Raw genomic sequence first — 17,830 nt, 5'->3', positions numbered from 1 at the left:
CGCCGGGGTGCGGGCTCAGTCGGCGATGCGGACCGCGCCGGCGAACGGCCGCCTCGCGATCGACGCGATCCGCACGACGTCACCCGTCTGCGGGGCGTGCACCATCATGCCGCCGCCGATGTAGATGCCCACGTGGTGCAGGTCGCTGTAGAAGAACACCAGGTCGCCCGGCCGGAGCTCCTCGCGCGAGATGTGCCTGCCGGCCGTCCACTGGTCGCCGGTGTAGTGCGGCAGCGAGATGCCCACCCGCTGGAAGGCCGCCATGACGAGCCCGGAGCAGTCGTACGAGCTGGGGCCCTCGGCGCCCCACACGTACGGCTTGAGCTGCTGCGTGAGCGCCCACCGCGCGGCCTCGGCGGCCTTGCCCGAGCCCGGGATCGGCAGGTTGACGCGCACGGCCCGCGTGCCGGGACGCCCGGCCTCGCCCAGAGCCCGCCGGAACAGGCTGCTCTCGACCTTCGCCACCAGCTTGGTGATCTTGTCGCGCTTGGCGTCGAGGTCGGTGACGAGCTTCTGGACCTCGTCGATGCGGGTCGTGGCGCTCTGCTTGGCGCGGGTGGCCGCGTCCATCGCCTTGGTGAGCTGGTTGATCTCCTCGCCCTGCTCGGTCTGCAGCGCGTACGAGGTCGCGGCCCGGTTGAGGAAGCCCTCGGGGTCGTCGGAGGTGGCGAAGGCGAGAGTCTTCAGGCCACCGGTGATGTAGGCGTTCTGGGCCAGCGCGACGGCCTTCTCGCGCTTGGCGGCCAGATCCGCCTCGCTGCTCGTCAACGTCTTCTGCGCGGCCTCGGCGGCCTTCTTGGCGGTCTTGAGCTTCTCCCGCTGGCCGTTGTACTGCTCGGTCAGCGTCTCGATGTCGGTGTGCAGCTTCGTGGCCTGGTCGGCGAGCTCTTTCAGCGAGGGCTCGGGATCGGCGGACGCCGAACCGACGGGGATGGCGAACAGCAGCGCGGCGACTGTGAGACTCACCACACCGACGCGGCGCAGCCGCCGAGCCCGTTCCGGAGGGCGGGCGTGCTTGCCCGCCGACTTCCCCCCACCGCTGAGCGTGGGCTTCACCAACCAGCTCCTCTCGTCGACGCCTACCGGGTTAGCTGACGGGTTCGGGCCGGAGCAGCCCTACCGAAAGGCTCGGATTCACCCCAGTGGTGGCGTCGGAGGTCGCCACCGGCGGTTCCCCGGCTTCCCTTGCGAGAATTGGGCGTGTCTCCCGCGCGACACGCGGGGAACATTGTCGCTGGACACTAATGCACTCCGGGTTCGTGCTCAACCAGAACTGCCAAGTCTGTAGAGGTTTCACAACCGAAGGGTCACAAGGTGATCTCGTGAGCACCCGTACGGAAGAGGTCCTATGCCCCATTTGTCCGCGCTTTCGGCGGGCGCGGGCCGGCCCCGAGGTCCCGTGCCGATCTGACCACGAGATGTAACAAGATGGGCCGAGACATGGGAGTTAGGGCTGAGCCGTAATGAGATCTGTACCCTGGAGAACCATGGAGCAGGTGGCCGAGCTGACAGCGCCCGAGACCGCGGTGGTGGTCCGGCGTGCCCGCACGCCCGACGTGCGCACGGTCAGACGCCTGGTGGACACCTATGCGGGGGCGGGACCGCGCCTCCTGGAGAAGGCCACGGTGACGCTGTACGAGGACGTACAGGAGTTCTGGGTGGCCGAGCGAGGCGGGCAGGTCGTCGGCTGCGGCGCGCTCCACGTGCTCTGGGAGGACCTCGCAGAGGTCCGCACAGTGGCGGTGGATCCCGAGTGCCGGGGGATGGGCGTCGGCCACCGGATCGTCTCCGCACTGATCCAGCAGGCTAAGGATTTGGGTCTGCGACGTGTATTCTGTCTTACTTTTGAGGTCGACTTCTTCGCGCGGCTCGGGTTCCGCCCGATTCAGGGCACGCCGGTCTCGCCTGAGGTCTACGCCGAACTGCTGGCCTCGTACGACGAGGGTGTGGCGGAGTTTTTGGATCTTGAACACGTCAAGCCGAACACGCTGGGAAACACCCGCATGCTGCTCCACCTGACATCGGGTGACGTGGACCTTGACCAGATGGAAAGGTGATTGTTGATACCTATGTCGATACGTTGGGCAGCACAGGCATGTGTCCTGACACGTGCCACATGCGCACTCGAAGCGAGGTGACACGGTGAGCACCGGACAGCCGCCGTATCCACAGGACGAATCCGGAGACAACTCTGCGCCTCCCTATTACGGGCAGCAGAACCAGGGCCGCCACCCCGGCGAGCCCGACCCGGACGCGACTGTGATCGGCTACCGGGCGGACGACGCCTATGGGCAGCAGCCCCCGTACGGTCAGCAGGGCTATGGCCAGCAGCAGTACGGACAGCAACAGCAGTACGGTCAGCAACCCCAATACGGCCAGCAGCAGTACGGCCAGCAGCAGCAGTCCCAGCCGGGATATGGCCAGCAGGGCTACGGCCAGCAGGCCCAGTCCCAGCCGGGCTACGGCCAGCAGGGCTACGGTCAGCAGCAGCAGTCCCAGCCTGACTACGGTCAGCAGTACGGGCAGCAGCAGTACGGCCAGCAGCCGCCGTCGGGTCAGCAGGGCTATGGCCAGCAGGGTTATGGCCAGCAGCAGCAGTCCCAGCCCGGCTACGGCCAGCAGGCCCAGTCCCAGCCGGGTTACGGCCAGCAGCCCCCGTCGGGCCAGCAGGGCTATGGCCAGCAGCAGTACGGCCAGCAGCCGCAGTCGCAGCCCGACTACGGTCAGCAGCAGTACGGCCAGCAGCCGCAGTCCCAGCCGGACTACGGCCAGCAGCAGTACGGGCAGCAGCCCCAGTCGCAGCCCGACTACGGCCAGCAGGGCTATGGCCAGCAGCAGCAGTCCCAGCCCGGCTATGCCCAGCAGGGCTATGGCGACCAGCAGTACGGGCAGCAGCAGTATGGGCAGCAGCAGTACGGCCAGCAGGGTTACGGGCAGCAGGGCTACGGGCAGGCGCAGCAGTACGGCCAGCCCGGCTACGGCCAGGCCTACGGCCAGCCAGGGCCTGTGGGGGTGCAGCCGCCCGGTGCGCCGGCCCCGCTGGCGGAGTGGTGGCAGCGCCTGGTGGCGAGGCTCATCGACGGGGTCATCCTCTTCATCGTGAACCTCGTCATCGGCTTCATCATGGCGGCGATCTTCGTGGCCAGCTATGTCTCCTCGACGGGCGCCAGCAGCGGCATGTTCTCGTCCTGGATCGTGGCCATCCTGTCGGCGATCATCGTGACCGTCCTGTGGGTCGCCTACGACTTCTTCCTCCTGAAGGCGAAGGGTCAGACCGTCGGCAAGATGGTCATGGGCATCAAGGTCGTCCCCGTGGGCCAGGGCATGCCGCCGGGCGGCCTGCCGACCGACCTGGCGCTCAAGCGCGCCGGCGTGACGTGGGGCGGCTGGATCCTGAACGCCCTCCCCCTGGGCTTCGTCGGCTCGCTGCTCGCCTACGCCGCCGTGGGCGTCAACGGCGCCTCCCAGCTCTGGGACAAACCGCTGCAGCAGACGTTCGCGGACAAGCTCGCGAACACCGTGGTGGTGAAGATCAAGTAGTCCAAGCGTCAGGTAAAAGCAGGGGCCGGCTTCGCGTCGGCCCCTGTTTTGTGTGCACAGGCCGTACCAAAATGGGGAACCTGAGCCGCTGATGACGCGAGGTGGGGGGTTATGGCCGGGTCACCGCCGGGGGCGGACGCGCCGCCCGCGGAATGGTGGGAACGGCTCGCCGCCCGGGCGATTGAGGCGTTCGCCTTCGGGGTGCTCTATTACATTCTGTTCATCGCGCTGTGGGGCGTCTTCCGGACTGTCGGGATGCTGGCGGCGTTGGACGGCCGGCTGCCCGGTGTGTTCGCGTGGCTCGCGGTGGGGCTGACTTATACGGGCTACGACTGGTGGGCGCATTACCGGCGCGGCCGGACGTTCGGCAAGGCGATCATGGGGATTCGCCTGGCGCCGCCCCACGTGGCCTCCAGGGCGCTGCTCAAACGGTCCCTGGTCTATCCGGGCCCCGTCATGCTGATGGGCATTCCCGTGGCCAATCTGGTTGCCGGAATGCTCCTGTTCTGCGTGGGCCTGCTCATCCTGATCGACAAGCCCCTGGAACGCGGGCCGCACGACAGGCTGGCCGGAACACGCGTGGTAAAAGATCTTCGCTGATCCATCCCGTGCCTGGCAGGACGCCAATTCCAAAAATTTTCCCTTGATCCGGTAAGGAGCCTGGAGAGACTGGCATTAGGCTATGGGGCATCCAGGTTGCCGGATGTGGTGACCTGCGAGGCGCAGGGCATCTGTGCGCCGCTATGGTCGGGTGCGAACGGTAGTCACCTGGCGCGTCGTGAGGGCCGCAACGCCCCTCCTGGGCGCGCTCCCATCCGCATAATGCGCCCCTGAAACCCCGCAAGCCGTGGAGGCGAGGACGAATGGAAGCCCTAACAGACGTATTGTCAGCGCTCATCCCCCCTGCTGTGGTCGGGGGTGCCTTCATCTTTGGCGTAGTGAAGTTGGTCCGGTCCGAGGCCCTGGGGGGCCGCCGAAACCGCGAGGATCAGGCCGAGGGCCAGAACTGATCGGCCAGTCAGCCGAATCCCCGCTGCGCTGAATTGTCTCCGCGCCTTTCCGGGTATATGTTTGGGCAGGCGAATGAAACAATGCTCCGCGAAAGGATTGCGTAGATGGCCAAGCAGATCCAGGAGATTCTCATCGATGACCTCGATGGGGGCGAGGCCAATGAGACGGTCAGCTTCGCTATTGACGGCTCGTCCTATGAGATTGACCTCAGCGACCTTAACGCGAAGAAGCTGAGGGACGCACTCACGCCTTTCGTGCAGCACGCGCGCAGGGCGGGCGCCGTCACCACACGTCGCCGCGGTCGCGGCGGCAGCAGGGCGATGAGCCGCGAGAAGAGCTCGGAGATCCGGCAGTGGGCCAAGGCCCACGGCCTGCCGGTCAGCGAGCGCGGCCGGATCGCCTCCACGGTCGTCGAGAAGTACGAAGCGGCCCACTGAGCAAGCCGACGATCGACCATGCGCTTATGCCGTTCGCCTAGGACCCCGGCGGCCGCCATAAGCGCATGATCGTTATCCGGGGCCGGAACTCGAAAGCCGGACGCCCGGAGTGTGATCTTCCTGTGCACATATGCGGGCGTTTTGGCTGCGTGTTCGGCTTCGCCCGCGACGCTGTTTCACCGGCGGTCGTCCACATATGTGACGGCGCCGTAGTCGCGCGCCGAAAGCCGGGCGGGGCGGCCATGCCCCATTCAACGTACGTTCGCGTCCGTACGTCACGAGCGATCCCCGCGCTCATGGAACGCGCCATGCCGGAAAACCCGGCGCCGTATAGCCCGGAAGCGATCTACGGGGCGGTGCCGGGTGTATACGGGCGATCTCACTGAGCGTAAACCCGCGCCCGGCTCCGGGGTAAAGCGGCGCGGGCGGGACGCGTGGCGACGGGCAATACCGCGGGCGCCGGGATCCCCGCCGGCGGGCAAAACCCGCGAACCCGAGCAGGGCTCGGACAATCCCCGTTCCCCGGCATCTACGCACAATGCCGTGCCTTCTCAACTGCGCGGAAGTGCCACGAATCCCGGGCGCCGCGCGAGGCGGGGTCTCATCATGCGAGATGAAGTTGGTAACCGGGCTGACCGGATGCAAGATTCCCTTGGTGCGCCGCCCGTGCCGCGTTGTGCTCAGGGCGTAGAGCGGCCGTTTGGACGGCGGCCCTCCGCTACATAGGATGATTACGTAACGATACGGACGCGGCATCTGGGATGTGCGGGCGAAGTGGCGCCCCAACGCTGACTCCGCCCCGGCGCGTCCGATGGCCGATCCGTGTGTACCGCGTGCGCCGCAGGGGGCAATTTTTTTGACGCTTCCGCGAAGCGTCCTAAACCTCGTTCGCTTGCGGCGTATCGGGAACACGTCACCCCCGAACAGTAGTTGGATGAGGGTGAACGCCCTGCTCTCGGGGAACGTGTCTGCTATAGAGCGTGTCAGTGGCAGAGGGCACGGTTCGCCGAGCCAGGGCTAGCATGCGGGATGACGGGCCCGGATTTACCGGACCTGACTGACCGCTCTGTGAGGAGCGACGAGATGTTCGAGAGGTTCACCGACCGAGCGAGGCGTGTTGTCGTCCTGGCCCAAGAAGAGGCCAGGATGCTCAACCACAACTACATCGGCACTGAGCACATACTTCTTGGTTTGATCCACGAGGGTGAGGGCGTGGCCGCCAAGGCTCTGGAGAGCCTCGGGATCAGCCTTGAGGGTGTGCGCCAGCAGGTCGAGGAGATCATCGGCCAGGGCCAGTCGGCTCCGTCGGGGCACATTCCGTTCACCCCGCGGGCCAAGAAGGTCCTCGAGCTGTCGCTCCGTGAGGCTTTGCAGCTGGGCCACAACTACATCGGCACCGAGCACATCCTGCTCGGGCTCATCCGCGAGGGTGAGGGTGTGGCCGCCCAGGTGCTGGTCAAGCTTGGAGCTGATCTCAACCGTGTCCGGCAGCAGGTCATCCAGTTGCTCCACGGTTACCAGGGCAAGGAGCCGGCCGCGGCAGGCGGTCCGCAGGAGTCGGCCCCGTCGACCTCCCTGGTGCTCGACCAGTTCGGCCGCAACCTGACCCAGGCGGCCCGTGAGGGCAAGCTGGATCCGGTCATCGGCCGCGAGAAGGAGATCGAGCGGGTCATGCAGGTCCTCTCCCGGAGGACCAAGAACAACCCGGTTCTCATCGGCGAGCCCGGCGTCGGCAAGACCGCCGTCGTCGAGGGCCTGTCGCAGAAGATCGTCAGGGGCGAGGTGCCCGAGACGCTGAAGGACAAGCAGCTCTACACGCTTGACCTCGGCGCCCTGGTCGCCGGCTCCCGCTACCGCGGTGACTTCGAGGAGCGCCTGAAGAAGGTGCTCAAGGAGATCCGCACGCGCGGCGACATCATCCTGTTCATCGACGAGCTGCACACGCTCGTCGGCGCGGGCGCCGCGGAGGGCGCGATCGACGCGGCCAGCATCCTCAAGCCCATGCTGGCGCGCGGCGAGCTGCAGACGATCGGCGCGACCACGCTCGACGAGTACCGCAAGTACCTCGAGAAGGACGCCGCGCTGGAGCGCCGGTTCCAGCCGATCCAGGTGGCCGAGCCCTCGCTCAGCCACACGATCGAGATCCTCAAGGGTCTGCGCGACCGCTACGAGGCGCACCACCGCGTGTCCATCACCGACGACGCGCTGGTGGCCGCCGCGCAGCTGGCCGACCGCTACATCAGCGACCGCTACCTTCCCGACAAGGCCATCGACCTCATCGACGAGGCCGGTTCCCGGATGCGCATCCGTAGGATGACCGCTCCGCCGGACCTGCGCGAATACGACGAGAAGATCGCCAACGTCCGCCGTGACAAGGAGTCCGCGATCGACGCGCAGGACTTCGAGAAGGCCGCTGCCCTCCGCGACCAGGAGAAGCAGCTCCAGCTCAAGCGCGAGCGGCGGGAGAAGGAGTGGAAGGCCGGCGACATGGACGTCGTGGCCGAGGTCACTCAGGAGCTCATCGCCGAGGTCCTGGCGACCGCCACCGGCATCCCGGTCTTCAAGCTGACCGAGGAGGAGTCGCAGCGCCTGCTCCGCATGGAGGACGAGCTCCACAAGCGGATCATCGGCCAGGACGACGCCATCAAGGGCCTGTCGCGCTCCATCCGGCGCACCCGCGCCGGCCTGAAGGACCCGCGCCGTCCCGGTGGCTCGTTCATCTTCGCGGGTCCCTCCGGTGTCGGTAAGACGGAGCTGTCCAAGGCTCTGGCGGAGTTCCTCTTCGGCGACGAAGACGCTCTGATCAGCCTGGACATGTCGGAGTTCATGGAGAAGCACACCGTCTCCAGGCTGTTCGGCTCGCCCCCCGGCTACGTCGGCTACGAGGAGGGCGGCCAGCTCACCGAGAAGGTGCGGCGCAAGCCGTTCTCCGTGGTCCTCTTCGACGAGATCGAGAAGGCCCACCCCGACATCTTCAACTCGCTGCTGCAGATCCTGGAGGACGGTCGCCTGACCGACGCCCAGGGCCGGGTGGTCGACTTCAAGAACACGGTCATCATCATGACCACCAACCTCGGCACCCGCGACATCTCCAAGGGCATCGGGGTCGGGTTCGCGAAGTCCAACGACACCGAGTCCAACTACGAGCGGATGAAGGCCAAGGTCCAGGAGGAGCTCAAGCAGCATTTCCGGCCCGAGTTCCTCAACCGTGTCGACGACATCGTGGTCTTCCACCAGCTCACGCCGAAGGAGATCATCCAGATCGTGGATCTGATGCTCACCCAGGTGGACGCTCGGCTCAAGGACCGCGACATGGGGCTCGACGTCTCGCCCGAGGCCAAGCAGCTGCTGGCCGACCGGGGCTACGACCCCGTCATGGGCGCCCGTCCGCTCCGCCGTACGATCCAGCGCGAGCTCGAGGACTCCCTGTCGGAGAAGATCCTGTACGGCGAGCTCCGGCCGGGGCAGGTCGTCAAGGTGACCATCGAGGGTGAAGGCGACAACGCCAAGTTCATCTTCAAGGGCGAGTCCGCCTCCAAGGTCCCCGACTCGGCCGCCGCGATCGCGGCTCCGATCCAGCACTGACGGATCCCGAAAACCCCCGTGTGAATCCCTCACACGGGGGTTTTCGCGTTCCCGCCTCCTGCGGCCTACGCCTCTGGGGTGGTGCTGGTTTTCGTCGCACTGCACGCGGCCGGGGTGGCGAATGTGCCTCGGCCGGGGTTCCGCACGGGCGTACGGCCACTGAGGGCCCTCGTGGTGCGCCCGCGCGGGGTGCGCGCCTGGTCGGTCAGCGTCGTACGTAGCGCCGGAACATGGTTCCCGAGGCGAAGGAACGGTGCTCGACCAGGCGCAGCCGCAGTGCTTCTCTTACGGGCAGGTACGGCTTGCCGCCCCCGATGATCACGGGGAGCGCGTACACCCAGAACTCGTCGATCAGGTCCAGCAAGGAGGCGGCCAGCTCGGCGCCGCCGAGCTGGAGGGTGCCGTCGATCTCCTGCTTGAGGCGCGTCACCACGGACGCGGCGTCCTTACGGCGGACGAGCGTGACCCCTTCGGGGACGGTCTGGAGGGTGTCGGAGAAGACGTACCGCGGCGTCTCCTTGTAGAGCTGGGCGAACTCCCGCTCGACGGCCGGGGCGCCTTCCTTGCCGAGGTCCTCCGTCCAGGGCTTCTCCATCGCCTCGAACAGCCGCCGCCCGAACAGGAACGCCGAGATCTGGCGAACATGGTCGTTCGCCGCCTGCCGGAAGTCGTCGTCCGGCTCCATGAAGTCCATGCCACCGTCGGGACCCTCGAGGTAGCCGTCGATGGAGGTGTTCATCCAGTAGATGACCTTGCCCATAAAATTCCTCCTTGGCCGTAGCGGTCGTCCGGAATGGAGACTCGATGGAGCGCCGGAACTCATCGTCGGCGGGGCGGCCGTACGGCGCTTTTCTGGATGGACCGGAACCGTTGGTGTATCGGACGGCCAGGGCCGAAGGTGAAGCGGCCTTGCGTGATTGTTGGGGTACCGGGTGTGCTGCCACCGCGAGTAGTACTACACTGCGTAGAGCACCGCCAAGTCGCATCCAAGCGAATCACAAGATCGTGTTCCTAGGCTGAGGTCTGCTCCCTGGGGAGTAGCGTCAAATCAACTCAGGGCTGACGCGCACCTCCCGAACGAGCAGCCATGCTCTCAAGGGTCAGCATCGTCCAAGGCGGGCGACGGAACACAAGAGCAAGCCGTGGAGGAAACCGATGCGCCTGCGTCACAATGACGGAACGCTCGTTCACCTCGCCTACAACGCGGGCATCCACCCTGCCGAGGACCTGGAGAACCTGATCGCCCACCTGACCCGCTACGCGGTTCCGGTGCGCAAGCGGCTGGGCGTGGAGCGGATGGGCATCGGGTTGTGGCTGTCGCCGAGCGTCGCCGACCACCTCACGGCCGACCGTATCGAGCTCGTACGGCTGCGCCGCTCCCTGGAGGAGCGCGGCCTGGAGGTCGTGAGCCTCAACGGCACCGGCGGCCGCAACCAGGAGGTCCCCGGCCCCGACTGGGCCAAGCCCGAGCGTTACCGCTACACCATGGCCCTGGCCAAGATCCTGGCGTTCCTGCTGCCGGAGGACGTGCGGTTCGGGAGCATCTCGACGATCCCGATCGGGTGGCGCCGCGACTGGCCCGCCGACCTGCACTCCATCGCCACCCGCCGGCTGGAGCGCTTGGCGCGCGAGCTGCGCGGCATCTACAGCGTGACGGGTAAGACCATCAGGGTCGGGTTCGAGCCGTGGCCCGGGTGCGTGCTGGAGACCACCGAGCAGGCCCTTGAGCGGGTCGGCGGCATCGACTCCGAGCACCTGGGCGTGTGCCTGGACGCCTGCCACCTCGCCTGCGGGGCCGAGGAGCCGGGCGCGGCCCTCAAGGGGCTGGCCGAGGCCGGCGCGCCGGTGGTCAAGCTGGGGCACGTGCACAACCACACGGGGGAGACGCCGAGCACGGGGGCCGTACTGCATGACACGCTGACGGCCATGCTGTCGGGCGCGGTGAGCGGCAGTGCGCACATCGAGGTCGAGACGCACAACCTGATGGTGCCGGGGCGCGCCAAGGGGCCGGGTGCCCTGGTGTCGCTGCTGGCCGAAGAGCTGGCCTGGGCCCGTACGAACCTGACCAGCCTGGGCCTTCAACTGGCCGCCTGAGCGTGGCCGTGGCCTGTAGGGGCAACGCCCGGGTTGAGCGCGGCCTGTAGGGCCGCCACCCGGGCCGAGCGCCGCTCGCCCGAGCGGCATCCGTGAGCCCGGCCGGGCGGCATCCGTGACCGGGGACAGGGTGCGTTACAGGCTGCCGAACCAGCCCGGGGTGTCGAGGCGCCAGAGGTTGGCCGGGGTCATTCTGCGCAGGTCCGATTCCAGGGCCTGCAGGCGGTCCTCCCCGAGTTCGGCGGCCCAGCGGGCGCGCAGGGTGTCGAAGATGCGGGCCGACCGGTCCAGGGCGTCGATCCCGTACGGGGTGAGCCGGACGATCTTGCGTCTGGTGTCGTGGGGGTCGGCGGTCCGTTCCACGTAGCCGATGCGCTCCAGGGTGTCGATGGTCTTGCCCGCCGCCTGTTTGGACACCCCCAGCGTGCGGCCCAGCTCGACGGCCGTGGTGCCGTGCGGGCCGATCGCCTGCATGACGAATCCGTGCATGGGCCGTATGTCCGGATGCCCCTGCCGGGCGAGCTCGGCGTGGAGCTCGTCGATCAGCATCCTGAACGCGAGCAGCAGTCGCAGCGGAAGTTCGAAGCCTGGGCTTGACATGATAGACAACCTGGTTAACTATATAGACAACGTAGTTGCCTATCTTAGGGGAGTTCATCGATGTCTGTTGTCATGGCCGCCGATTCCCGCAAGACCGAGACGCCCAACGGCGTCATGACCACCCTCGCCTCTCCGACCCAGGGCGGGGCGACGGGCCAGGCCATGTGGCGGGTGGACGCCAAGCCGGGCATGGTGGGGCCGGTGCACGCGTTCGACGTCGAGCTGGTGTGGACCTGGCTCGAGGGGTCCGCCGTCGTCGAGCTGGGCGGCGAGCGGGTCGAGGTGGGCCCGGGAGACACCATGGTGCTGCCGGCCGACGTGAGCCGCCAGATGTTCGCGGACGCGGAGCGCGGATTCGTGTCCATCGTGGCCGCCCCCGCCGGGGCGCAGGCCTACAACCCGAGCGGGCTGTCGGAGCCGGACGCCTGCGACCTGGCGCCCAAGGACGCCGAGCGCCTCGTGCCGCTCTGGGTCAGATAGCCGCGTGGGGGAGGCGGTAGGTGCCGTCGTCCAGGTGCTCGGCCAGGCCGTCGGCGATCAGGCCGTCGAGGGCGCGCTCGCGCTGGACGGCGTCGTCCCACACCACGTCCAGGGCCGCTTTGGGGACGGGGCCGTGGGCCTTCCGCAGCACCTCCAGCAGGCGGCCCCGGCACTGCCGGTCGGTGCCCGCGTACGTCTGGCCCTTGCGCGCGGGGCCGGCGTGCGGCGGCTTGCCCGCCAGGCGCCAGGCGCAGACCTGGCTGATCGGGCAGTCGGCGCAGCGCGGGGCGCGGGCCGTGCAGACGAGGGCGCCCAGCTCCATCACGGCCACGCCCCAGCGGGGCGCGCCCAGCTCGGGCAGGAGGGTCTCCGCCAGCCGCCGCTCGGCCGCTGAGGTGGCCGTGGGAGGGTATTCCTCGGCGCGTACCGCCCTGGCGAAGACCCGCCGGACATTGGTGTCCAGGACGGCGTGGCGGCCGCCGTAGGCGAAGCTGGCGACCGCGGCGGCGGTGTATTCGCCGATGCCGGGCAGGGACAGCAGGGTCTCGTGGTCGGACGGCACCTCGCCGCCGTGCTCGTCGGTGATGGCCCTGGCGCAGGCGTGCAGGCGCAGCGCCCGGCGCGGGTAACCGAGCCGGCCCCAGTGGCGTACGGCCTCTCCCGGCTGCTCGGCGGCCAGCGCCGCGGGGGTGGGCCAGCGGTCCATCCACTCGTGCCAGATGGGCAGGACGCGTACGACCGGGGTCTGCTGGAGCATGATCTCGCTCACCAGCACGCCCCACGGGGTCGCGTCGGGGGCGCGCCACGGGAGGTCTCGGGCGTTGTCCTCGTACCAGTCCAGAACGGGGACGTGCAGGAGGTTCGGCTCAACCACGCGGTCAAGCGTATTCGGAGAACGAGGCCCCTCGGCGTGTCGTCACTCCTTGTAGCTGTACGGCTACCATCCTGTGCCTATGGATCCGGATACTATGCGCGGCGACGGCGGTGACGTCTACTGGCGGCGCCGGATGAGCGTGCTGGTGGCGGTGCTCGTCGTGGTGGCCGTCGTGGCGTGGGCGTGCTCCAGCGGGAGCAGCGGGCCGGAACGCGCGTCCAGCGCGAAGTCGTCACCGAGTGCGACCCCCGTGGTCGATCCCCTGCTGGCGGGCCTGCGTACCCTCGCGATGGGCACGGCCAGCCCGTCCCCGTCCCCGTCCGCCCCCAGGCCGACCCCCGCGGCGCTCCCCAGGCGCCCCGGCGACCCCTGCACCGAGCAGGACCTGGTGCTCAGCATGCAGGGCGGCAAGGAGCCGATCTACACGGGCGACAGCCAGCCCACGTTCCTGGTCACCCTGGTGAACACGGGCTCCGTGATGTGCACCGCCGACGTGGGGCCGCGCGCCATGGAGATCCGCATCACCTCGGGGGCCGACCGCATCTGGTCCACCGCCGACTGTGTCAGCGGGGCGGGTTCGGAGGTCAAGGAGCTCCAGCGCGGGGTGCCGTACGTCCGGTCCCTGGTCTGGAACCGGCACCGCTCCAGCAGCGACTGCCGCTCCACCCCGGCCGCCGCGCTGCCCGGTACGTACGTGGCCACCGTGCGCATGGGCCAGCTCCGCACCGTCAAGGGCGTCTTCCACCTCCGCTGAGAGGGCCCGCACACATGTCGTGATTTCTCCACACATGATCTGGACGCACAGTAGGGTGAGCCGGTCATGTGATCATGGAGGAGTCGTGATGAGACAGACGATCGGCCGTTCGGTTCTGGTAGCGGCGCTGACGGTGGGCCTGGTGCCGGTCGGCGTCGCGTCCGCGTCCGCGCCCGCCGCCGTCGAGCGCAAGCCGGCCTTCGGGCCGCTCGGGTACGGCAACCTGAAGCTCGGGATGACCGCCGCGAAGGCCAGGGCCACCGGGAGGATCGTTCGCAAGCCTGACGGAGACTCCGCCAGGTGCACGACGTATGACCTCAAGGAGAGCCAGTACAACGAGTACCGAGTGGGGATGTACATCTCGAAGAAGCTGGGCGTGGTCGTGATCGTCGCGCCTCCCGGCGCCAGGACCCCCAAGGGTATCGGGATCGGCTCCTCCAGCGCGCAGCTCAAGGCCGCCTATCCCAAGCTGCGGCGCGGCCCGGGCGGCTACCCCGCCGCCACCGTGCCCGGCAACAGGAAGGCGTACTACCTCTTCAACGAGAGCAAGGGCGAAGTGGTCGAGATGAGCCTCGTGATGGCCAAGCAGGACTGCCTCAGGGTCTGAACGTCCAGGCCGGGTGTGAACCTGGGCGTCGGTCGAGCTGGCCCCAGCGCCGCGATGGCCCCGGAGGACTGTTGAGGGGTCAGTTGATCCACCCGGCACTACGCCATCGACCCGTGACCCCCGCCGGAGCCGGCGGAGCCTGTCAACGTGTCCTGATGAACGTATCTCGATGCGATTTGCTGCGCCGGCAGTTCGACTTCAGCCTCGCTCGACCTGACCGACCTGGAGGAGACCAAGACGGTGCGGCTCGCCCTGCACGCCCTGACGCTGCGCCTCGACGGCAAGGCGGCAACCTCCACAACGATCGCCCGCAAGCGTGCCGTCTTCCACGCCTTCCTGGAGTACGCGGTAGAGCTGGACGAACTTCCGGCAAATCCGCTGCACAAGATCAAGTGGAAGCCGCCCAAGACCACAGAGACAGTAGACCCCGCGTTGTGGTAAACCCGTGCCAGGCGCAAGAACTGCTGACCGCGGTGACCTATGTCGGCCGTCGCGGCAGAGGCCCGGCGGCTCATGGCCCTCTTCGCCTGCATGTACTACGCCGCCCTCCGACCGGCCGAAGCGGTGGCCTCCGTATTCAGGACTGCCACCTACCGCCTGAGGGCTGGGGACGGCTGACGATCGACGTGTCTCGCCCCGAGGTCAACACGCAGCGGACCGGTACCGGGGACGCTCACGAGGAACGCGGCCTCAAGCACCGGGGCAGGCAGGACGTTCGACCGGTGCCCATCCCTCCCGAACTGGTCAAGATCCTGCGCGAGCACATCTCCGAGTACGGAACCGGCGAGGACGGCCGCTCGGGGCGGGCTCCAGCAGGCCCACCGGGTAATCGGGCAACGGGCGGGTGATGGCGAGCGGAGCGAGCGGGGGTTTGCGGGGTCGAAGGGGCGGAGCCCCTGGGAGGCGCTGCCTGAGCAGCCGGATGGCGCGTAGCGCCCCCCTCATGCGAAGACGATGCTTTTAGACGTAGCGCTCCAGGATGGAGGATTCGGCCAGGCGGGAGAGGCCCTCGCGGACGCTGCGGGCGCGGGACTCCCCGACCCCGCCCACCGCCTGCAGGTCGTCGATGCTCGCCGCCAGCAGCTTCTGCAGGCCGCCGAAATGGTTGACCAGGCGGTCGACCACCGTGGCCGGGAGGCGGGGGACCTTGGCCAGGAGGCGGAAGCCGCGGGGGCTGACCGGGCTCTCCAGCTTGTCGGCGCCGGCGTGGCCCAGGACGTGGGCGACGGCCGAGAGGTCGAGGAGCTCGCTGCCGGACAGCTTGTCCAGGTCGTGCATCGCCTCGACCAGGCGGCGCTGGCGGCGGCCCGAGGGGGCGGGGAGGTAGTCGCGGATGACCAGCTCCCGCTCCGAGTCGACCCCCGCCACCAGCTCGTCGAGCTGCAGGGACAGCAGGCGGCCGTCCGTGCCCAGCTCCACCACGTAGCCCTTGATCTCGTCGGAGATCCTGCGGACCATCTCCAGCCGCTGGGCCACCGCGGAGACGTCTCTGACCGTGACCAGGTCCTCGATCTCCAGCGCCGACAGGGTGCCGGAGACCTCGTCGAGGCGGTGCTTGTAGCGCTCAAGGGTGGCCAGGGCCTGGTTGGCCTTGGAGAGGATGGCCGCCGACTCCTCCAGGACGTAGCGGATGCCGTCGAGGTAGAGGGCGATGATGCGCATCGACTTGCTGATGGCGATGATGGGCAGGCCGGTCTGCCGGGCCACGCGCTGGGCGGTGCGGTGGCGGGTGCCGGACTCGTCGGTGGGGATGGACGGGTCGGGCACGAGGTGCACGGCGGCGCGTACGATCTTGTGGTCGCCGCTCAGCACGATGGCGCCGTCCATCTTGGCCAGCTCGCGCAGCCTGGTGGCGGAGAAGTCGACGTCGAGCTCGAAGCCGCCGCTGCACAGCTCCTCGACGACCCTGTTGTAGCCGAGCACGATCAGCCCGCCGGTCTGCCCGCGCAGGATCCGCTCCAGGCCGTCGCGCAGAGGCGTGCCCGGGGCCACCGCGGCCAAGGCCTCGCGACGGCGGTCGTCCAGACTCCTATCCACCTGACCCCCGTGTCGATCGGTCACGCTCAGCTTAGCCGCGCTAGGTCACGTGCGTCAGGGCGTCCCAGACGTTCTCCGCCTGCACCACCTCGAACCCGGGCGCGAACGCCACCGGCCCCACCGGCACCAGAGCACGCTGTCCGTTACGTTTGCGGCCGGCCTCTTCGAGCGATCCGGTCGGCACGAGGGCCCGCTTGAAACCGAGCCTGGCCGCCTCCGTCAGCCTCCTGCGTACGTCCTTGACCGGGCGCAGCTCGCCGGCCAGGCCCACCTCGCCGAGCGCCACCAGGCCCGGCGGCAGCGGCTTGTCGCCGGCGGCGCTCGCGACGGCGAGCATGACCGACAGGTCGACGGCCGGGTCGGCCAGCTTGATGCCGCCCACGGTCGCGGTGAACACGTCGCAGCCGCCCAGCCGGGCGTTGAGCCGGCGCTCCAGCACCGCGAGGATCATCTGCACGCGGTAGGTGTCGAGCCCCGACGACGTGCGCCTGGGCTGCTGCGCCTCGGTGCGGGCGACCAGGGCCTGGACCTCGGCGGGAAGCGGGCGGGTGCCCTCGACCGTGACGGTGACGCAGGTGCCGGGCACCGGCTCGCTGCGCCGCGAGACGAACAGGCCGCTCGGGTCGGTGATGCCCTCGATGCCGCGCTCGTGCAGGTCGAAGCAGCCGACCTCGTCGGTCGGCCCGAAGCGGTTTTTGATCGCGCGCACCATGCGCAGCCTGGAGTGGCGGTCGCCCTCGAAGTTGAGCACGACGTCGACCAGGTGCTCCAGCGTGCGCGGGCCCGCGATCGAGCCCTCCTTGGTGACGTGGCCGACCAGCACGGTGGCCATGTTGCGCTCCTTGGCCAGGCGGACCAGGTTGGCGGCCACCTCGCGCACCTGCGTCACCCCGCCGGGCACGCCGGTGGCCTGCGCCGAGCCGATCGTCTGCACCGAGTCGACCACCAGCAGCGTGGGCTCGACCTTCTCCACGTGGGTGATCAGGGCCGACAACTCGGTCTCCGCCGCGAGGAAGAGGCGGTCGCGGATCGCGCCGATGCGGTCGGCCCGCAGCCGCACCTGGGCCGCCGACTCCTCGCCCGTCACGTAGAGGACCGTCTCGCGCTCGGCAATGCGGGCCGCGGCCTCGAGCAGGAGCGTGGACTTGCCGATGCCCGGCTCGCCCGCGAGCAGCACCACCGCCCCCGGCACCAGGCCGCCGCCGAGCACCCGGTCGAGCTCGCCCACGCCGGTCGTGCGCGCGGTCGCGATCTCGGCCTTGACTTGCCCGATCGGCACCGCGGGCGCGGTGGTGGCGCCCGCCTGGACGACGTTGGCGCCGGCCCGCGCGCCCTCCTCCTCGACCGTGCCCCACGCCTGGCACTCGCCGCACCTGCCGACCCACTTGGTGGTGCGCCACCCGCACTCGGCGCAGCGGTATCCGGGCTTCTGGGCAGTCTTGGCCATGTCGAGCAGGCTAGCGGGACGTGCCGACAATCCTCGACAGGTACGCGCCCCCGGCCGCTACTCCAGGCCCAGCTCGGAGACCAGCATGCGCTTGGGCTTGGCGCCGACGATCTGCTTGACCGGCTCGCCGTTCTCGAACAGCAGCATCGTCGGGAGGCCCATCACGCCGTACCGGGCCATGAGCTCCGGGTTCTCGTCGGTGTTGAGCTTGCCGATGGTCAGCCCGTGCTCCGCCTCGATCTGGTCCAGCACCGGCGCCACCATGCGGCACGGCCCGCACCACTCCGCCCAGAAGTCGACCAGCACCGGCTTGTCGCTCTTGAGCACCTGCTCCTCGAAGTTCTCGGTGGTCAACGTGATCATT

17 protein-coding genes and 1 riboswitch are annotated in these 17,830 nt (G+C 68.7%); of the genes, 10 read left to right on the top strand and 7 right to left on the bottom strand.

Annotated features, from left to right (window positions below):
• Nucleotides 1–15: 15 nt before the first annotated feature.
• Nucleotides 16–1,056: a C40 family peptidase gene (locus HD596_RS63700; RefSeq protein ID WP_313043694.1), complete on the bottom strand. Its 1,041-nt coding sequence runs from the start codon at nt 1,054–1,056 to the stop codon at nt 16–18.
• Nucleotides 1,057–1,061: 5 nt separating this feature from the next.
• Nucleotides 1,062–1,211, bottom strand: a riboswitch (cyclic di-AMP (ydaO/yuaA leader).
• A gap of 276 nt (nt 1,212–1,487) precedes the next feature.
• On the opposite strand from HD596_RS63700, the gene HD596_RS11945 reads away from it, so the two are divergent.
• From HD596_RS11945 to HD596_RS11925, 5 genes are all read left to right on the top strand, one after another.
• The gene (locus HD596_RS11945; RefSeq protein ID WP_185069324.1) at nt 1,488–2,057 is read left to right on the top strand and encodes an amino-acid N-acetyltransferase; all 570 of its coding nucleotides are present in this window, start codon (nt 1,488–1,490) and stop codon (nt 2,055–2,057) included.
• 52 nt (nt 2,058–2,109) lie between these two features.
• On the top strand, nt 2,110–3,540 hold the full coding sequence (locus HD596_RS64735; RefSeq protein ID WP_185069323.1) for an RDD family protein: 1,431 nt from the start codon (nt 2,110–2,112) through the stop codon (nt 3,538–3,540).
• 111 nt (nt 3,541–3,651) lie between these two features.
• Nucleotides 3,652–4,140: an RDD family protein gene (locus HD596_RS11935; protein WP_185069322.1), complete on the top strand. Its 489-nt coding sequence runs from the start codon at nt 3,652–3,654 to the stop codon at nt 4,138–4,140.
• 515 nt (nt 4,141–4,655) lie between these two features.
• Nucleotides 4,656–4,988 carry a histone-like nucleoid-structuring protein Lsr2 gene (locus HD596_RS11930; protein ID WP_185069321.1) on the top strand — a complete coding sequence of 111 codons (333 nt, stop codon included), beginning with the start codon at nt 4,656–4,658 and terminating at the stop codon, nt 4,986–4,988.
• A 1,083-nt stretch (nt 4,989–6,071) separates the two neighbouring features.
• Nucleotides 6,072–8,573: an ATP-dependent Clp protease ATP-binding subunit gene (locus HD596_RS11925; protein ID WP_185069320.1), complete on the top strand. Its 2,502-nt coding sequence runs from the start codon at nt 6,072–6,074 to the stop codon at nt 8,571–8,573.
• A 205-nt stretch (nt 8,574–8,778) separates the two neighbouring features.
• On the opposite strand, the gene HD596_RS11920 is transcribed toward HD596_RS11925, so the two are convergent.
• Nucleotides 8,779–9,333, bottom strand: a complete 555-nt coding sequence (locus tag HD596_RS11920) for a dihydrofolate reductase family protein (protein ID WP_185069319.1) — start codon at nt 9,331–9,333, stop codon at nt 8,779–8,781.
• Nucleotides 9,334–9,728: 395 nt separating this feature from the next.
• On the opposite strand from HD596_RS11920, the gene HD596_RS11915 reads away from it, so the two are divergent.
• A complete protein-coding gene (locus HD596_RS11915) occupies nt 9,729–10,667 on the top strand; it encodes a sugar phosphate isomerase/epimerase family protein (protein ID WP_185069318.1) in 939 nt (312 codons plus the stop codon).
• A 135-nt stretch (nt 10,668–10,802) separates the two neighbouring features.
• Here HD596_RS11915 and HD596_RS11910 read toward each other — a convergent pair whose 3' ends face one another.
• Nucleotides 10,803–11,267 carry a MarR family winged helix-turn-helix transcriptional regulator gene (locus HD596_RS11910; protein ID WP_185069317.1) on the bottom strand — a complete coding sequence of 155 codons (465 nt, stop codon included), beginning with the start codon at nt 11,265–11,267 and terminating at the stop codon, nt 10,803–10,805.
• A gap of 60 nt (nt 11,268–11,327) precedes the next feature.
• On the opposite strand from HD596_RS11910, the gene HD596_RS11905 reads away from it, so the two are divergent.
• Entirely contained in the window at nt 11,328–11,747 is a 420-nt protein-coding gene (locus HD596_RS11905) for a cupin domain-containing protein (protein WP_185069316.1), read from the top strand.
• Here HD596_RS11905 and HD596_RS11900 read toward each other — a convergent pair.
• The gene (locus HD596_RS11900; RefSeq protein WP_185069315.1) at nt 11,740–12,621 is read right to left on the bottom strand and encodes an HhH-GPD family protein; all 882 of its coding nucleotides are present in this window, start codon (nt 12,619–12,621) and stop codon (nt 11,740–11,742) included. The genes HD596_RS11905 and HD596_RS11900 overlap by 8 nt on opposite strands.
• Nucleotides 12,622–12,700: 79 nt before the next feature.
• Between HD596_RS11900 and HD596_RS11895 the strand changes: the two genes are divergently transcribed.
• The 3 genes from HD596_RS11895 (at nt 12,701) to HD596_RS61635 (ending at nt 14,423) form a co-directional block, all read left to right on the top strand.
• Nucleotides 12,701–13,375, top strand: a complete 675-nt coding sequence (locus tag HD596_RS11895; RefSeq protein ID WP_185069314.1) for a hypothetical protein — start codon at nt 12,701–12,703, stop codon at nt 13,373–13,375.
• A gap of 88 nt (nt 13,376–13,463) precedes the next feature.
• Entirely contained in the window at nt 13,464–13,982 is a 519-nt protein-coding gene (locus tag HD596_RS11890) for a hypothetical protein (protein ID WP_185069313.1), read from the top strand.
• A gap of 240 nt (nt 13,983–14,222) precedes the next feature.
• Nucleotides 14,223–14,423, top strand: a complete 201-nt coding sequence (locus tag HD596_RS61635) for a hypothetical protein (RefSeq protein ID WP_246554366.1) — start codon at nt 14,223–14,225, stop codon at nt 14,421–14,423.
• Nucleotides 14,424–14,942: 519 nt separating this feature from the next.
• Here the strand turns inward: HD596_RS61635 and disA are convergent.
• Genes disA through trxA form a run of 3 tightly spaced genes read right to left on the bottom strand, consistent with a single transcriptional unit; the run spans nt 14,943 to nt 17,829 of the window.
• Nucleotides 14,943–16,019, bottom strand: a complete 1,077-nt coding sequence (disA, locus tag HD596_RS11880) for a DNA integrity scanning diadenylate cyclase DisA (protein ID WP_185069312.1) — start codon at nt 16,017–16,019, stop codon at nt 14,943–14,945.
• Between the two features lie 40 nt (nt 16,020–16,059).
• Entirely contained in the window at nt 16,060–17,466 is a 1,407-nt protein-coding gene (gene radA, locus HD596_RS11875) for a DNA repair protein RadA (protein ID WP_185069311.1), read from the bottom strand.
• A 57-nt stretch (nt 17,467–17,523) separates the two neighbouring features.
• On the bottom strand, nt 17,524–17,829 hold the full coding sequence (gene trxA, locus HD596_RS11870) for a thioredoxin (protein ID WP_185069310.1): 306 nt from the start codon (nt 17,827–17,829) through the stop codon (nt 17,524–17,526).
• Between the last annotated feature and the right edge of the window lies 1 nt (nt 17,830).

The organism is Nonomuraea jabiensis (assembly GCF_014204795.1).
Lineage (GTDB): Bacteria > Actinomycetota > Actinomycetes > Streptosporangiales > Streptosporangiaceae > Nonomuraea > Nonomuraea jabiensis.
The sequence above is the reverse complement of the archived record's forward strand: the minus strand, read 5'-3'. Positions and strand labels throughout refer to the sequence as shown.

What these genes read in the sequence shown, in the direction of transcription:
- HD596_RS11925 (WP_185069320.1), top strand. Translation starts at nt 6,072, where the DNA reads ATGTTCGAGAGGTTCACCGACCGAGCGAGGCGTGTTGTCGTCCTGGCC.
- radA (WP_185069311.1), bottom strand. Translation starts at nt 17,466, where the DNA reads ATGGCCAAGACTGCCCAGAAGCCCGGATACCGCTGCGCCGAGTGCGGG.
- HD596_RS11905 (WP_185069316.1), top strand. Translation starts at nt 11,328, where the DNA reads ATGTCTGTTGTCATGGCCGCCGATTCCCGCAAGACCGAGACGCCCAAC.
- HD596_RS11895 (WP_185069314.1), top strand. Translation starts at nt 12,701, where the DNA reads ATGGATCCGGATACTATGCGCGGCGACGGCGGTGACGTCTACTGGCGG.
- HD596_RS11920 (WP_185069319.1), bottom strand. Translation starts at nt 9,333, where the DNA reads ATGGGCAAGGTCATCTACTGGATGAACACCTCCATCGACGGCTACCTC.
- HD596_RS11945 (WP_185069324.1), top strand. Translation starts at nt 1,488, where the DNA reads ATGGAGCAGGTGGCCGAGCTGACAGCGCCCGAGACCGCGGTGGTGGTC.
- HD596_RS11910 (WP_185069317.1), bottom strand. Translation starts at nt 11,267, where the DNA reads ATGTCAAGCCCAGGCTTCGAACTTCCGCTGCGACTGCTGCTCGCGTTC.
- trxA (WP_185069310.1), bottom strand. Translation starts at nt 17,829, where the DNA reads ATGATCACGTTGACCACCGAGAACTTCGAGGAGCAGGTGCTCAAGAGC.
- HD596_RS11915 (WP_185069318.1), top strand. Translation starts at nt 9,729, where the DNA reads ATGCGCCTGCGTCACAATGACGGAACGCTCGTTCACCTCGCCTACAAC.
- HD596_RS11935 (WP_185069322.1), top strand. Translation starts at nt 3,652, where the DNA reads ATGGCCGGGTCACCGCCGGGGGCGGACGCGCCGCCCGCGGAATGGTGG.
- HD596_RS11890 (WP_185069313.1), top strand. Translation starts at nt 13,464, where the DNA reads ATGAGACAGACGATCGGCCGTTCGGTTCTGGTAGCGGCGCTGACGGTG.
- HD596_RS11930 (WP_185069321.1), top strand. Translation starts at nt 4,656, where the DNA reads ATGGCCAAGCAGATCCAGGAGATTCTCATCGATGACCTCGATGGGGGC.